This is a genomic window from Pseudomonas sp. GYB4201, from assembly GCF_056312595.1.
In genome coordinates this window covers 18,541-31,963 of the sequence record NZ_JBWGIG010000017.1, presented here as the reverse complement: position 1 = coordinate 31,963, position 13,423 = coordinate 18,541, and the positions used below count along the sequence as shown (strand labels likewise).

The following is a 13,423-nucleotide window of genomic DNA, read 5'->3' as shown; positions in this document are numbered from 1 at the left end:
GCTCCGCAGTCAGTGACGATGCGGGCAGTCTAAGCAGCGCTTCCGATTACCAATATTGCTGTTTTGGCACTTTCAACCTGCGTTTTTTGCACGCCGGTCAGTGGCCGTCCACCGAGTAGCGCCCAGGGCCGGTGACCACCAGCAGCAACAGGCCGCCGATGATGGCGATGTTCTTGAAGAAGTTGATCTGGTTGGCCATGCGTTCGGCGCCTTCCATGTTCCAGAACGGGTGGCCGAGCAGCGCCGTGCCCAGCACGAACAGCGCCATCAGCGCGGCCAGCGGACGGGTGTAGAAGCCCAGCACCAACAGGATGCCGACGAAGAACTCCATGAGCACCGCGATGGCCGCCGCCACCTCCGGCACGGGCGCGCCGAGGGAGGCCATGTAGCTGACCGTGCCGGCAAACCCGGTGAGCTTGGCCCAGCCGGTCAGCAGGAACAGAATCATCAACAAAATTCTGGCGATCAGGATTATTTCATTGCTTTGGCGCGCGAAGAGGTTGTAACGCATGGCATTTTCCCCACAAGAGGTGTTGCCCTAACTGTAGCAGCTGCCGCCAGGCGGCGTCGGGGCCCGTGACGGTACGGTGTGCAAAGGATTTCGCGTAGCCGCTGCCGCCAGGCTGCGCTGGGCCCCGCGTGCGCTGAAGTTCTGCAGCGTGAAAAAGGGCCAGCGCAGCCTGCGGCAGCGGCTTCGGAGACGGTGTCAGGACGGGGGCTTGTCGTGGAGGTAGTGCTGGGTGGCATCCAGCACTTTCACGATGGCGTCGATGTCCTGGGTGATGTCGGCCACCAGCTTAGGGTCGTCCACCAGGGTCAAGCGCAGCTTGAGCCGCGACAGCGGCGTGCGCAGGTCGTGGGACACGGCGCCGAGCATGCGCCGGCGCTCGTCGAACTTGTCGCGGATGGCCTGCTGCATGCGGTTCAACAGCCCCGCCACGTGGCGCGCCTCGACGCTGCCGGTTTCGGCCAGTGGCTGGCTGTCGAGGTCGTCGCCCAGGCGTTCGGCGGCCTGGCTGAAGCGCTTGAGCGGGCGGGTCAGGGAGCGGCTGATGTACCAGGCGATGCCCACCAGCGCCAGGCCCTGGAACGCCAGCATCGCCTTGGGCCACACCAGCAGGTAGTGGGAGCTGGCCGCCAGCGCCAGGGCCGGGGTCTCGGTCTGCGGCGTGACCCCCAGGCGCGGCGGGGGCGGGATGCGGTAGTGCACGATCCAGATATAGGTCAGGGCATGGGCAAGGAAGATCGCACCGAGGGAGACGGTGAACAGGCGGGCAAACAAGGTACGGGACTTGATCATTGCTGGGGCCAGGCAGGCGCTTTCTCAAAACCATAACACTGTCTGGCCGCTTCGACGTATCCCGATGGTAACGGCGACCATGTTCGGCCCGGCGCCACCCTATACTGAACAGAACCCCTTGTACCCGAACCGATACGGAGCTGCGGTGGTGGCCCTGCGTGCATTGGTCGTTGCCCTTGTCCTGCTGCTGGCGGCCTGCGCCGGCGGGCGCCTGGCGTTGCAGGCGCCGCCGGTCAGCCCGGCCACCTGGCAGCAGGTGGACGCGCAAATCCTGCGCGGCTCCAGCGACGCCCGCGAGCAGGCCCGGGTGTTCGCCCGCGGCTCCATGGAGCACTGGCGCCAGCGCGTCTATGAACAGACCGAGGAGGTGTTCATTCCTTGGTTCGACAGCTACTGGACCCAGGAATGGCTGTCCATGCGCGTGACCTGGTACACCCTGAGCGGCAGCAAGACCGACCCGGACGCCTCGGCCAAGCGCCTGGAAGCCTACCTGCAGGACCAGTATCACCGCCGAGTGCTGGCCCCGGTGGCGGTGGAGATCGAGCCCAACGCCATCGCCGTGCAGGCCACTGACTTCTATGTGCAGCTGATGACCACCCAGGTGCTGGCCATCGCCGAGCAGTACAAGCTGCCCAACCAGCAGTTCGCCCAGCACCTGGAGGGCATCGGCGTGCTGGAGGGCGCCAACCTGCAGCAGCTCACCCATGTGGTGCCCACCACCAAGGTTCCGGCCTATGCGGCGATGTTGCAGCGCCTGCGCGCAGGCGCCGAAGCGTCGCCCGAAGGCCTGGCCGACGTGGCCAAGGCCACCAACACCAAGCTGCAAGGCCAGATGACCACCCGTGGCGCCGGCAGCTTCGCCGCCGCCGTGGCCGGCAAGATTGCCGGGCCGCTGATCTCCCTGGGCATGGCCGGCATTCGCGCCATCGCCCATGCCGGCGAGCGGCCCGACACCGAGGCGCAGCTGCGCAAGAACCTCGGTGCGGCCTTCGACCAGGCGTGGTTCAAGGTGCTCAACGACCCCAGTGGCGGTGTCATGGCCGGCGTCTACCGCCTGGCCGATGGCCTGGAAGTGCAGCTCGCGGCGCGCAGCGTTGCGCAACGGCTTGAGAATGGCTCAGGGGCAGCCGGCGGGTTTTCTGGCACCATGGCGCCCATCGCCGATTCAAGGAACGAGCATGGGCTTTGAAGCATTCTGGTACATCGATCTGCTGGGCACCTTCGTCTTCGCCCTGAGCGGCGCGCTGGCCGCCATCGACCGGCGCCTGGACCTGTTCGGCGTGGTGGTCATCGCCTTCGTCACCGCCTGTGGCGGCGGGGTGATCCGCGACCTGTGCCTGGGGGCGCTGCCACCGGCCGGCCTCACCAACCTGGCCTACCTGGCCGTGGTGGGCCTGGCCGTGGCCCTGGCCGGCTGCCTGCAGACCCAACTGCTGCGCCTGGCCCAGCCCACGCTGTTCTTCGACGCCATCGGCCTGGGTTTCTTCGCCGCCTTCGGCGTGCACAAGGCCTACACCCTGGTGCCGGACATCGAACTGGCGATTCTGCTCGGCGTGGTCAGTGCCGTCGGCGGCGGCATCCTGCGTGACGTGCTGCTGGGCCGCGTGCCGGTCATCCTCAGCAAGGACATCTACGCCTCGGCGGCGCTGCTGTGCGCGCTGGTGCAGCTGTGCGGCGAACTCACCTGGCTGGACCCGCACCTCAGCGCGTGGCTGGGCATCGGCCTGTGCACGGCGCTGCGGATGCTGTCGCTGCGCTACGGCTGGAACCTGCCGGCGATCAGGAAGGTGCAATGATTTGTAATGGATTGACGCATTGCCCGTGAATTCTCCCCGGTTACAAAATGGGCGGGATATTCATTCAAGAGGTTTTGATGTCATTGAAGAACGAAATCCTGGACTTTGGTAGACCGCTGGAGGATTCGGGTCATGAGCCTGATGTTCCAGACCTGCACCCGTCGTGGTCGTCATTTGCAGAACTGGCTTGCGCCGATGAAGACTTTTTACGAACGCGAGACGCTCTGGTTTGCACAAGAGGACGGGACTACCCCGATACGAAGTGACCCACATCCCTGTAGCAGTGGCCGCCAGGCCGCGTCAGGGCCAACGCGGTGCCTATGACGCGGCCTCGCGGCCGCTGCTACGGGTCAATGAATACTCGAAGCCAACTCGAATATCGGGATATACATCAAGATCACGATCACCCCGATCAGCAGCCCGATGAAGGTCATCAGCAACGGCTCGAACAAGCGCACGAACCACTCGATCCAGCGGCCCACCTCTTCGTCGTAGAAGTCCGCGCTGCGTTCCATCATCTGCCCCACATTGCCTGACTGTTCCCCCGCGCGCAGCAGCCGCAGTGACACCGGCGTCACCAGCTGGTTGGCTTCCAGCGCGGTAGACAACGCCTGGCCCTCGCGCACCCGTGCCGCCGCCTGGTCCAGGCGCCGGGACGACTGCGCGGTCAGCAGGCCGCGGGCCATGTCCATGGCGGTGAGGATGGGGATGCCGCCTTGCAGCAGGATGCCCAGCGAGCGGTAGAAGCGCGCCAGTTCATACATGACGATGCGCTGGTGCACCGCCGGCACCTGCTCCAGCAAGCGCCCCAGTGCGCGCCGCACGGCTGGCTGGCGCTGGCCCAGCGCCCCGACCACCACCAGCGCTGCCAGCGCCAGGCAAAACTCGCCCTGGTGGGCGTGCAGGAACATGCCGGTATTCATCAGCACCTGGGACAGCCACGGCAGGTTGTCGCCCAGGCCTTCGAACACCAGGCTGAAGCGCGGCACCACGTAGCCCATCAGGAACAGCACCACGCCGCCGCCGACAATCAACAGCAGCAGCGGGTAGATCGAGGCGCTGACGATCTTCTGCCGCACCAGGTCCATGCGCTGCCGGTAGGACACATAGCGGGTGAGGGCGTCGCTGACCGCGCCGGTCTTTTCGCTCGATTGCACCAGCGCCACGTACAGCGCGGGGAATACCGTCGGCAGTTGGCTCAAGGCCAGGGAGAAGGATTTGCCTTCATATAACAGGCGCACCACTTCCTCCAGGGTCTTGCGTGCCTGGGCGCCGGCTTCTTTTTCCGCCAGGCTTTCCAGGGCGTCAATCAGCGGCAGCCCGGCGTTGAGCAGGGTGCTCAGTTCCTGGCTGAACAGCACCAGGTTGAAGGTCTCCCGGCCCTGGGGCCGCCAGCGCCGCCAGCCGTGCTCGGCGCGCACGCTCACCACGCGCAGGCCCTGGTCTTCGGCGATGCGCCGGGCGTCGGCGGCGGCGTTGGCTTCCACCGCCAGGGATACCACCGCGCCCTTGCTCAGGGCCTTGAGTTGAAAGCGCATGGCAGGCCCTCGCTATTGCCAGTTAGTGACTTCGGCGTTTTCACCCTCGCCACCGGGTTGGCCGTCCTTGCCCAGGGACATCAGGTCGTATTCGCTGTTTTCGCCGGGGTAGCGGTAGATGTAGTTGCGGCCCCAGGGGTCCTGGGGCAGCTTTTTCTGCAAGTAGGGCCCAGTCCAGTGGCTTTCCTCCGGGGGCGCCGTCACCAGCGCCTGAAGGCCCTGTTCGGTGGAGGGGTAGTGGCCCACTTCCAGCCGGTACAGGTCCAGGGCCTTGCCCAGGCCCTCGATCTGCGCCTTGGCCACCTTGGTTTCCGAGCGCCCCAGTTGGGCGAAGTATTTGGGTGCGACGATGCCGGCCAGCAGGCCCAGCACCACCAGCACGACCAGCAGTTCCAGCAGGGTGAAGCCGCGGTGGCGTGCGCGGGCACGCAGGCTTGTCTGTTTCATGATGACCTCGTGGGGATGGATACCGGTGCTGGGGTGATGCAATTGCCATGCAAACGCCCCTTGCCATGAGTAAACCCTTTTAATATCAGCTAGTTGTAAAACGGGCACGGCCCTTGCGTACCCCCTCTGCAACCGCTGCCACTGGGGCATAACCCCCAACTTTCGGGGGGCGGAGCAGGGGAGAACGACCATGCGAACCACCATCACGCTGTTAATGGCCGGCCTGGCCATGAGCGGCGCGGCCCAGGCCGATATGTACGTGTCCCGCGATGCCCAGGGCGGTTATGTGCTGTCCAACGTGCTGCGCCCCGGGCGCCATTACGAACGGGTGATCCACGAGCCCGCCGCCGTGGCCGGCGCCGCGCCCGTGGCGAGCAGTGCCTTGCCGCAGATGATCGCCAGCCCGCCGTTTGCCGAAGCCGTGCAGGCGGCCGCGCTGGCCAACCAGTTGCCGGCGGCCTTGCTGCACGCGGTGATCGACACCGAGTCCCACTACAACCCCAACGCCCGCTCGCCCAAGGGCGCCGGCGGGCTGATGCAGCTCATGCCCCAGACCGCGCGGGAGATGGGCGTGGCGGACGTCTACGACCCGGCGGCGAACATCCGCGGCGGCGCCCGCTACCTCAAGCAATTGATGACGCTGTTCGACAACGACGTGGCTCTGGCCGTGGCCGCCTATAACGCCGGCCCCGAAGCGGTGCTCAGCCACGGCCGGGTGATACCGCCGTACGCCGAGACCCAGCGCTACGTGCCCAGCGTGCTGCGCCAGTACCGGCGGCTGCAGGGCCTGGCCCAGGACTGAAACTGGGGAAGCGGGTGGGGCATATGCCCCAACGCTTCAACATGTATTCGCAAGTGGTTGAAAACCAAAGGCAGTTTGGCTGGCATGGCGATTGCGTAAACGATTGCGTCGGGTGCCATTGCAGATGAGGTGCGACATGTCCCGGGGGCCGGTGTCATGGTTATTGAGTGTGTGCGTGCTGGCGGGCGCCTGCGCCCCCGGCCAGCGCCTGGAGAATACCCGGGTCAACTTCGCCGACGTGCCCCTGGTGGACCAGGCCGGCCAGCGGGTGAACCTGGGGCGCGACCTGATGCCCCACAAGATCGTGGTGCTGGGTTTCGTCTACAGCCAATGCAGCGGCCCCTGCGCCCAGGTGCCCCAGGTGATGACGCAGTTGCAGCAGGCCCTGGGCGGGCGCGTGGGCCGCGACGTGCAACTGCTGTCCCTGAGCCTTGACCCCTGGCGCGATGACCCGCCGGCGCTGGCCGCCTACGCCCGGCAATTCGGCGCCGGCCCCGGTTGGCGCTGGCTGACCGGCGAGCCGCGGGCCGTGCAGGCGACGGTGCAGGGCCTGGTGGGCCGGCCGCTGGGCATGGACGAGGCGTTGCCGCTGATCCTCGTCGGTGATGGCGACAAGCCCCAGTGGATCGGCTTCTACGGGCTCACCGAACCTGCGCCCCTGGTGCGCGAGGTCGAGACTCTCAGCAGCCTGAACCGCGAGCGCCGACGTAGCGTGATAGCGCGATCGAACGCCAGGGGCGGGCCTCTGGTCGAAGTTTTTCCGATGCCCTGCGCGGACAGGTCTATTTTGTCTGAGGATTGCCCCCACTAATGGGGAATATCATATGGCCATCACTCAGGTCTTCCCCACATGTGGGGGAAGCACCCAGAGGCGAAAATAAACGCTTGTTGAATCAACGGGTTAGCGCGGTAAAAAACGTCATCATGTCTGGCATGAAGTGTGCTCAAGCCTTATCAAGGGCGCGCTTCGACCGGTCACACGACCTGAAGTTTCACGGAGTCGACCTTGGTTAACAAAGTACTGGTTGTCGAAGATGAACAGATCCTTGCGCAGAACCTGGAAGTCTACCTCCAGGCGCAAGGCCTGGACGTCCGTGTAGCCCATGACGGGGCCAGGGCCATCAGCCTGGCTGCATCCTTCGCCCCCGATGTGATGGTGCTCGATTACCGCTTGCCCGACATGGAAGGCTTTCAGGTACTCGATGCCGTCCGCCAGGACAGGAAATGTCATTTCGTGCTGATCACCGCTCACCCGACCGCCGAGGTCTGTGAGCGGGCCCGCGACCTGGGGGTCAGCCACATCCTGTTCAAACCCTTCCCCCTGGCGGAACTGGCGCGAGCCGTGTGCGACCTGGTCGGTTTCAAGCGCGAGCCCAAAGCGGGGGTGACCATGTCCGAAGGGTTCGTCGAACGCCGCCAGAGCAAGAACGAGAGTTTCCCGCTGCAGTTGTATGACGGCAGTTGGGTGCTGGGGGATCGCCGCCGCCATGGCGCGCTGGACCTGGCATCGGACGACGGACAATTGCTCACCGGGGATTAGTGACGCGCTCGGACGTTCCGGCCTAGGCCGCATGCCCCGACGCGTTGAGCGGGCCATGGGCCCCGGGCGTTGGAGAGCAGGTCATGGAACGTTTGTCCCTTGCCGTGGAGCCGCCGTTGCCGGCGCCCGCACCGACTCGATTCAGCCGTGAACAACTGGCCCAGGCCAGGGCCGACGCCGCCCATTCCGGCGAGCGCATGCTGCACACCCTGCACACCTTGACCGAACTGCCCGGCGCCGCCTTCGTCGACTGCCTGGGGCAGACCCTGCATTACCCGGTGCTGGCCACTGACAGCCTGTTCGCCGCCACCCCGGCGTTCGAGCGCATCAGCCTGGCCCAGGCCATCAAGCGCGAGTTCGTGCTGCTGCACCTGGGCGATCAACTGATAGGCGTGTTCGCCGACCCCTTCGACCCGGCGCGCCTGAGCTGGATCGACGAGGCCCTGCGCGGCGCGCCGCTGTACCTGGCCCAGGCCGATGACCTCAAGGCCTACCTGGCGCGGCACGAGGAAAGCTTCCACGCGGTGGACGCGCTGGACGCCCAGGCCGAGGCGGGCGCCAGCAACGACAGCCTGCACAGCCTGTCCCTGGCCAGCATCAGCGAAGACGCCAGCGTGGTGGTCAAGCTGGTCAACTCCACCCTGTACGACGCGCTGAAAATGCACGCCAGCGACATTCACCTGGGCACTACCGGCACGGGCCTTGCGATCAAATACCGCATCGACGGCGTGCTCAACAACATCAGCAAAATCCAGGGCACCGAGTTCGCCGAGCAGGTGATCTCGCGGGTCAAGGTCATGGCCGAGCTGGACATCGGCGAGAAACGCGTGCCCCAGGACGGCCGCTTCAAGGTCGGCATCAACGGCCGCCAGATCGATTTCCGCATCTCCATCATGCCCAGCATCTTCGGCGAGGACGCGGTGCTGCGGGTGCTGGACAAGCAGGACCTCAGCGACAAGGTCAGCGGCGTGCAACTGCAGGCCCTGGGCTTTGCCGACCACACCCTGCACAGCCTGCGCCGGCTGGCCGCCGAACCCTATGGCATGGTGCTGGTGACCGGCCCCACCGGCAGCGGCAAGACCACCACCCTGTACGCCATGATCACCGAGATCAACCACGGCGTGGACAAGATCATTACCATCGAAGACCCGGTGGAATACCAGCTGCCCGGCGTGCTGCAGATCCCGGTCAACGAGAAGAAGGGCCTGACCTTCGCCCGCGGCCTGCGCTCGATCCTGCGCCACGACCCGGACAAGATCATGGTGGGCGAGATCCGCGACCCCGACACCGCGCAGATCGCCGTGCAGTCGGCGCTCACCGGCCACCTGGTGTTCACCACCATCCACGCCAACAACGTGTTCGACGTGATCGGCCGCTTCACCCAGATGGACATCGACCCCTACAGCCTGGTCTCGGCGCTCAACGCGGTGCTGGCCCAGCGCCTGATTCGCCTGGTGTGCAGCCATTGCAGTGCGCCAGTCAGCCCCAGCGACGAACTGTTGCAGGCCTCGGGCCTGGACCCGGCCCGGGTCGGCCATTACCACTTCGTCCACGGCAAGGGCTGCGGCCACTGCCGGGGCACCGGCTACCGCGGCCGTACCGCCATCGCCGAACTGCTGCACCTGGACGACGAGCTGCGGCAGATGATCGTCGAACGCCAACCCATCGCCCGCATCAAGGCCCTGGCCTGCAGCCGCGGCCTGCGCCTGCTGCGCGAATCGGCGCTGGAACTGGTCTGCGAAGGCCGCACCACGCTGGAGGAGATCAATCGTGTCACTTTTGTCGCGTGATCAAGTGATTGCCGTGCTCGGCGCCAGCAGCGTCGGCCTGGGCGTGCGCAGTGGCGGCCAGTTGCGCTGGCTGGGCAGCGTCGGCTGCATCGACGAAGGCCCCGGCGCCTGGGGCGTGGCCCTGGACACCCTGCAACGCCTGCTGGCCGAGCACGCCCCGGCGCGCGCCAGGCTGCACGTGCTGCTGTCGGCCCAGGCGTGCCGGTTCTGCCGGGTGCCCTGGAGTGACCAGATCCAGCACCCGGCAGAGCTGGCGGCCTTTACCCACGCGTGCCTGGAAGACCTGTACGGCGCCCCTGGCCAGCCCTGGAGCCTGGCGATTAACGCCGCACCGGCGGGCCACGACCGCCTGGCCTGCGCCATGCCCCAGGCGCTGCTGGCGCAGCTGCGGCAGATGGCGAAGGCCCGGCGGCTGCGGCTGGTGGCCGTGCAGCCGTACCTGATGGCGGCGTTAAACCGCTTCGTGCGCCCGCAGGCCGGCGATGATTTCCTGTTCGTGCTGGCCGAGCCCCAGCGCAGCGTGCTGCTGACGGTGCGCCAGCGGCGCCTGGTCAGCGTGCGTTCGGTGGGCAGCGCCGACACCGACGCCGCCCTGGCGGCCTTGATTGGCCGCGAAACCCAGCTGCTGGCCGACGCCGCGCCGCAGCTGTTGCTGCATGCCCCCGGCCGCCTGGACACGCCGCCGCAACTGCCGGATGTACAGCTGTGCGGCCAGCTCGACAGCCCCGTGGACGCCCGTGACGGCTTGTACGTCATGGCGCGGGCGGTGGCCTGACATGCGCGCCCTGAACCTGGACTTCCAACCCCACCCACGCTTCGCCGGCCTGGGCTGGTGCCTGCTGGGCCTGGCCATCGCCCTGGGCCTGGGCTGCGCGCTGGCCAGCCATGCGCTCGACGGCCTGGCCCGCGAGCAGCAACAGCAGTTGCACCGGGCCCGCCAGCAACTGGGCGACGACACCGCCGCCAGCCTGAAGAGCAGCCTCACCCCGGCGCAACTGCGCGAACAGGAACAAAACCTGGCCGAGATGCGCAAGGTGTCGCAGCAGCTGCGCCGCCCATGGGAGCGCCTGTTCGCCATGCTCGAGGCGCTGCCCCGGGGCGACGTGGCGCTGTTGAGCCTGACCCCCGACGCGCGCAAGGGCCAGCTGCGCATCACCGCCCAGGCCCGCAACCTGGAAGCGATGCTGGCGTTCCACCGCCAGCTCGAAGCCAGCGACGAGCTGCGCGACGTGTCGCTGCTCAACCACGAGATTGACACCGAGGCCCCCGAGCACCCGGTGCAGTTCAACCTCTCGGCCACCTGGGAGATCGGCGATGGCGCTCTCTAGATTGATTGTCCACGAGCACCTGCGCGGCATGGGCCTGGCAGGCCTGGGCGCGGTCGTGCTGTTGCTGGTGGTGGGCGCCTACGGGGCGCTGACCCTGGTGCCGGGCTGGCAGGCCCTGGCCCAGCTGCGCGAGCAGACCCGCCAGGCCGATGACCTGCTGGCGCGGGTGGAGCAGGGCAGCGCCACCGTGCCCGTGGTGCCCCAGCGCCAGCTGGACGAGTTCCATCGCCGCCTGCCGGCGCAGCCCGAAGCCACGGTGGCCATCGACAAGCTGTACGCCCTGGCCGCCGAGGAGCACATCACCCTGGCCCGCGGCGATTACGCCCTGGGCATCGACCCCAAGACCCACCTGGCGCGCTACCAGATCCTGCTGCCGGTGCGCGGCAGCTACCCGCAGCTGCGGCGCTTCCTGCACGCGCTGCTGGGCCAGTTGCCAGCGGTGGTGGTGGAAGACCTTGAGCTGCAGCGCAAGCGCATCGGCGAAACCGACCTGAGCGGAAGGATCCGCATGACCCTCTACCTGTCGAGGTCATGATGAATACCTCCCGCATCCTGGGCTGGGGCGCGTTCCTGGCCGTGGCCGCCGGCCTGGCCGGGTACCCCGAGCTGTTCCCGCGCCAGGACGACCTGGCGCCGGCGGCGCAACGGGCGCCGGCCACCGCCAGCCGTGCCGTCGCCACCGCCCCCGCGCCGCTGCGCGACCTGGCGCCGGGCGCCGACCTGTTCGCCGCCCAGACTTGGGCCGTGGTGCCGCCGGCGCCCACCGCCGAGCAATTGGCCGCGCTGCAACAACAGCAACAGGCGCCGCTGCCCCCCAGCGCGCCGCCGCTGCCGTTCCAATTCATCGGCCGGCTGGCCGATAGCCGTGACCTGCAGGTGTTCCTGCAGAACGGCGAAAAACTCTACGTCGTGCGCAAGGGAGATGTGATCGACGACACCTGGCGGATCGAGAGCATTAACGACAAGGCCTTGAGCCTGGTCTATCTGCCGTTGCATTTGACCCAGACCTTGTCTGTGGGGAGTAACCCATGAACGCACCTCGCTTGATGCTCAGCAGTCTCGCCCTGTGTGTGGCCCTGGCCGCCTGCAGCAGCGCCAAAGTGGCCAACCAGGAAGGCAACGACCTGATCGAGCACGGCCAATACGAAGCCGGCCTTGCCCGGATCGAGGAGGGCCTGCGCGCCAACCCGCGCGACACCCAGCTGCACCTGGCCCTGAGCAACGGCCGCGTGCGTTCGGTGAAGGAATTGATGCACCAGGGCGACGTCGCCCGCGCCGACCATGACGTGGCCAGCGCCCGCCAGGCCTACGGCCGGGTGCTGAACATCGAGCCCGCCAACGGTCGCGCCAAGGACGCCCTCAACCAGCTGGACTACCTGCGCACCCTGGACGAGAAACTCGAGCTGGCCCGTGGCGACCTGCGCCGCGGCGACGTGTTCACCGCTGACCGGCAGGTGCGCCAGATCCTCGAACTGGACCCGCGCAACGAAGGCGCGCTGGAGCTGCGCAGCCAGATCCAGCTGGTGCAGAGCCGCACCGAGATCACCTACCCGCAGCTGCGCACGCGCCTGGACCGGCCGGTGACCCTGGAGTTTCGCGACGCCAACATCAAGTCGATCTTCGAGGTGCTGTCCCAGGTGGCCGGCCTCAACTTCATCTTCGACAAGGACCTGCGCCCCGACCTGCGCGCCACCATCTTCGTGCGTGACGTGCGCATCGAGGACGCGGTGCAGATGCTGCTGTCGCAGAACCAGCTGCACCAGAAGGTGGTGAACGAGAACACCCTGCTGATCTACCCCGACTCGCCGCAGAAGGTCAAGGATTACCAGGAGCTGGTGATGCGCACCTTCTACCTGACTAACATCGACGCCAACACCGCGCTGAACATGGTCAAGACCATGCTCAAGACCCGCGACGTGTTCGTCGACGAACGCCTCAACACCCTGACCATGCGCGACACCGAGGACGCCGTGCGCATGGCCGAGAAGCTGCTGCAGGCCCAGGACCAGTCCAACCCCGAGGTGGTGCTGGAGGTGGAAGTGATGGAAGTGGCCCGCCAGCGCATTCTCGACCTGGGCCTGCAATGGCCCAGCACCTTCGGCGTGATCAACGGCGACGGCAGCGCGGTGAGCGTGCTGTCCCAGCTGCGCGGCATCAACGCCGGGCGCATCTCCATCGCGCCGTCGCCGCAGCTGAAAATCAACGCCCAGGACAACGGCGTCAACACCCTGGCCAGCCCCGTGATCCGCGTCAGCAACCGCGAGCAGGCGCGCATCCACATTGGCCAGCGCGTGCCGATCATCAGCGCCACCTCGGTGCCGTCCACCCAGGGCCCGGTGATCACCGAAAGCGTCACCTACCTGGACGTGGGCTTGAAGCTGGAGGTGCAGCCCATCGTGCACCTGAACAACGAAGTGGCGATCAAGATCGCCCTGGAAGTCAGCAACGCCACGCCGCTGGAACCCACCCGCCAGGGCACCATCCCGGTCCAGGTGGACACCCGCAACGCCCAGACCACCCTGCGCCTGCACGACGGCGAGACCCAGGTGCTGGCCGGCCTGGTGCGCAATGACCACGCCGACACCGGCAATAAAATCCCCGGCCTGGGCGACATTCCCGGCATCGGCCGGCTGTTCGGCAGCAACAAGGACACCTTCGCCAAGTCCGAGCTGGTGCTGTCGATCACCCCGCGCATCGTGCGCAACCTGCCGTACCAGAGCCCGTCGGACATGGAGTTCTCCACCGGCACCGAGACCAGCATGCACGTGCAGGCCCCGGACCGCTCGATGCAGAGCGCCGAACAGCCGCGGGCCTTGCCAGCGCCCAGCGCCGCCACCCCGGTGGCAGTGACCGTGCCGGCGCCCGCCAGCGAGAGGCCCTGA

Annotated in this window: 15 protein-coding genes; 11 read left to right on the top strand and 4 right to left on the bottom strand. The window is 67.0% G+C overall.

What is annotated here, in order from left to right:
- Nucleotides 1–97: 97 nt before the first annotated feature.
- Nucleotides 98–511 carry a DoxX family protein gene (locus tag AC0Z2B_RS17405; RefSeq protein WP_476298261.1) on the bottom strand — a complete coding sequence of 138 codons (414 nt, stop codon included), beginning with the start codon at nucleotides 509–511 and terminating at the stop codon, nucleotides 98–100.
- A gap of 195 nt (nucleotides 512–706) precedes the next feature.
- The gene (locus AC0Z2B_RS17400; RefSeq protein ID WP_473002257.1) at nucleotides 707–1,300 is read right to left on the bottom strand and encodes a HAMP domain-containing protein; all 594 of its coding nucleotides are present in this window, start codon (nucleotides 1,298–1,300) and stop codon (nucleotides 707–709) included.
- 148 nt (nucleotides 1,301–1,448) lie between these two features.
- On the opposite strand from AC0Z2B_RS17400, the gene AC0Z2B_RS17395 reads away from it, so the two are divergent.
- Nucleotides 1,449–2,489: a hypothetical protein gene (locus AC0Z2B_RS17395; protein ID WP_476298259.1), complete on the top strand. Its 1,041-nt coding sequence runs from the start codon at nucleotides 1,449–1,451 to the stop codon at nucleotides 2,487–2,489.
- On the top strand, nucleotides 2,479–3,096 hold the full coding sequence (locus tag AC0Z2B_RS17390; RefSeq protein WP_476298257.1) for a trimeric intracellular cation channel family protein: 618 nt from the start codon (nucleotides 2,479–2,481) through the stop codon (nucleotides 3,094–3,096). The genes AC0Z2B_RS17395 and AC0Z2B_RS17390 overlap by 11 nt, the downstream gene beginning before the upstream one ends.
- A 350-nt stretch (nucleotides 3,097–3,446) precedes the next feature.
- Here the strand turns inward: AC0Z2B_RS17390 and AC0Z2B_RS17385 are convergent, their stop codons facing one another.
- Nucleotides 3,447–4,634, bottom strand: coding sequence for a type II secretion system F family protein (locus AC0Z2B_RS17385; protein ID WP_476298255.1), 1,188 nt, complete (start codon nucleotides 4,632–4,634; stop codon nucleotides 3,447–3,449).
- A 12-nt stretch (nucleotides 4,635–4,646) separates the two neighbouring features.
- Complete coding sequence (gene gspG, locus AC0Z2B_RS17380; RefSeq protein ID WP_416424394.1) at nucleotides 4,647–5,081, bottom strand: type II secretion system major pseudopilin GspG; 435 nt, start codon at nucleotides 5,079–5,081, stop codon at nucleotides 4,647–4,649.
- A 190-nt stretch (nucleotides 5,082–5,271) separates the two neighbouring features.
- Here gspG and AC0Z2B_RS17375 point away from each other — a divergent pair, with 190 nt between their 5' ends.
- The 9 genes from AC0Z2B_RS17375 (at nucleotide 5,272) to AC0Z2B_RS17335 (ending at nucleotide 13,423) form a co-directional block, all read left to right on the top strand.
- A complete protein-coding gene (locus tag AC0Z2B_RS17375) occupies nucleotides 5,272–5,883 on the top strand; it encodes a lytic transglycosylase domain-containing protein (RefSeq protein WP_476298253.1) in 612 nt (203 codons plus the stop codon).
- A 136-nt stretch (nucleotides 5,884–6,019) separates the two neighbouring features.
- Complete coding sequence (locus AC0Z2B_RS17370) at nucleotides 6,020–6,694, top strand: SCO family protein (protein WP_416424392.1); 675 nt, start codon at nucleotides 6,020–6,022, stop codon at nucleotides 6,692–6,694.
- A gap of 195 nt (nucleotides 6,695–6,889) precedes the next feature.
- Entirely contained in the window at nucleotides 6,890–7,423 is a 534-nt protein-coding gene (locus AC0Z2B_RS17365; RefSeq protein ID WP_476298251.1) for a response regulator, read from the top strand.
- 83 nt (nucleotides 7,424–7,506) lie between these two features.
- A complete protein-coding gene (locus AC0Z2B_RS17360) occupies nucleotides 7,507–9,213 on the top strand; it encodes a GspE/PulE family protein (protein ID WP_476298249.1) in 1,707 nt (568 codons plus the stop codon).
- On the top strand, nucleotides 9,194–9,988 hold the full coding sequence (locus AC0Z2B_RS17355) for a hypothetical protein (RefSeq protein ID WP_476298247.1): 795 nt from the start codon (nucleotides 9,194–9,196) through the stop codon (nucleotides 9,986–9,988). The genes AC0Z2B_RS17360 and AC0Z2B_RS17355 overlap by 20 nt, the downstream gene beginning before the upstream one ends.
- Before the next feature lies 1 nt (nucleotide 9,989).
- On the top strand, nucleotides 9,990–10,541 hold the full coding sequence (locus AC0Z2B_RS17350; RefSeq protein WP_476298245.1) for a PilN domain-containing protein: 552 nt from the start codon (nucleotides 9,990–9,992) through the stop codon (nucleotides 10,539–10,541).
- Complete coding sequence (locus tag AC0Z2B_RS17345) at nucleotides 10,528–11,076, top strand: GspMb/PilO family protein (RefSeq protein ID WP_416424387.1); 549 nt, start codon at nucleotides 10,528–10,530, stop codon at nucleotides 11,074–11,076. The genes AC0Z2B_RS17350 and AC0Z2B_RS17345 overlap by 14 nt, the downstream gene beginning before the upstream one ends.
- A complete protein-coding gene (locus AC0Z2B_RS17340; protein WP_476298243.1) occupies nucleotides 11,076–11,573 on the top strand; it encodes a hypothetical protein in 498 nt (165 codons plus the stop codon). The genes AC0Z2B_RS17345 and AC0Z2B_RS17340 overlap by 1 nt, the downstream gene beginning before the upstream one ends.
- The gene (locus tag AC0Z2B_RS17335) at nucleotides 11,570–13,423 is read left to right on the top strand and encodes a secretin N-terminal domain-containing protein (RefSeq protein WP_476298241.1); all 1,854 of its coding nucleotides are present in this window, start codon (nucleotides 11,570–11,572) and stop codon (nucleotides 13,421–13,423) included. Before AC0Z2B_RS17340 ends, AC0Z2B_RS17335 begins: the two co-directional genes overlap by 4 nt.

Bases quoted from the DNA above. Each gene is read 5' to 3' on its own strand.
- AC0Z2B_RS17405 (WP_476298261.1), bottom strand. From the start codon at position 511: ATGCGTTACAACCTCTTCGCGCGCCAAAGCAATGAAATAATCCTGATC.
- AC0Z2B_RS17400 (WP_473002257.1), bottom strand. From the start codon at position 1,300: ATGATCAAGTCCCGTACCTTGTTTGCCCGCCTGTTCACCGTCTCCCTC.
- AC0Z2B_RS17390 (WP_476298257.1), top strand. From the start codon at position 2,479: ATGGGCTTTGAAGCATTCTGGTACATCGATCTGCTGGGCACCTTCGTC.
- AC0Z2B_RS17385 (WP_476298255.1), bottom strand. From the start codon at position 4,634: ATGCGCTTTCAACTCAAGGCCCTGAGCAAGGGCGCGGTGGTATCCCTG.
- gspG (WP_416424394.1), bottom strand. From the start codon at position 5,081: ATGAAACAGACAAGCCTGCGTGCCCGCGCACGCCACCGCGGCTTCACC.
- AC0Z2B_RS17375 (WP_476298253.1), top strand. From the start codon at position 5,272: ATGCGAACCACCATCACGCTGTTAATGGCCGGCCTGGCCATGAGCGGC.
- AC0Z2B_RS17370 (WP_416424392.1), top strand. From the start codon at position 6,020: ATGTCCCGGGGGCCGGTGTCATGGTTATTGAGTGTGTGCGTGCTGGCG.
- AC0Z2B_RS17360 (WP_476298249.1), top strand. From the start codon at position 7,507: ATGGAACGTTTGTCCCTTGCCGTGGAGCCGCCGTTGCCGGCGCCCGCA.
- AC0Z2B_RS17350 (WP_476298245.1), top strand. From the start codon at position 9,990: ATGCGCGCCCTGAACCTGGACTTCCAACCCCACCCACGCTTCGCCGGC.
- AC0Z2B_RS17345 (WP_416424387.1), top strand. From the start codon at position 10,528: ATGGCGCTCTCTAGATTGATTGTCCACGAGCACCTGCGCGGCATGGGC.
- AC0Z2B_RS17340 (WP_476298243.1), top strand. From the start codon at position 11,076: ATGAATACCTCCCGCATCCTGGGCTGGGGCGCGTTCCTGGCCGTGGCC.
- AC0Z2B_RS17335 (WP_476298241.1), top strand. From the start codon at position 11,570: ATGAACGCACCTCGCTTGATGCTCAGCAGTCTCGCCCTGTGTGTGGCC.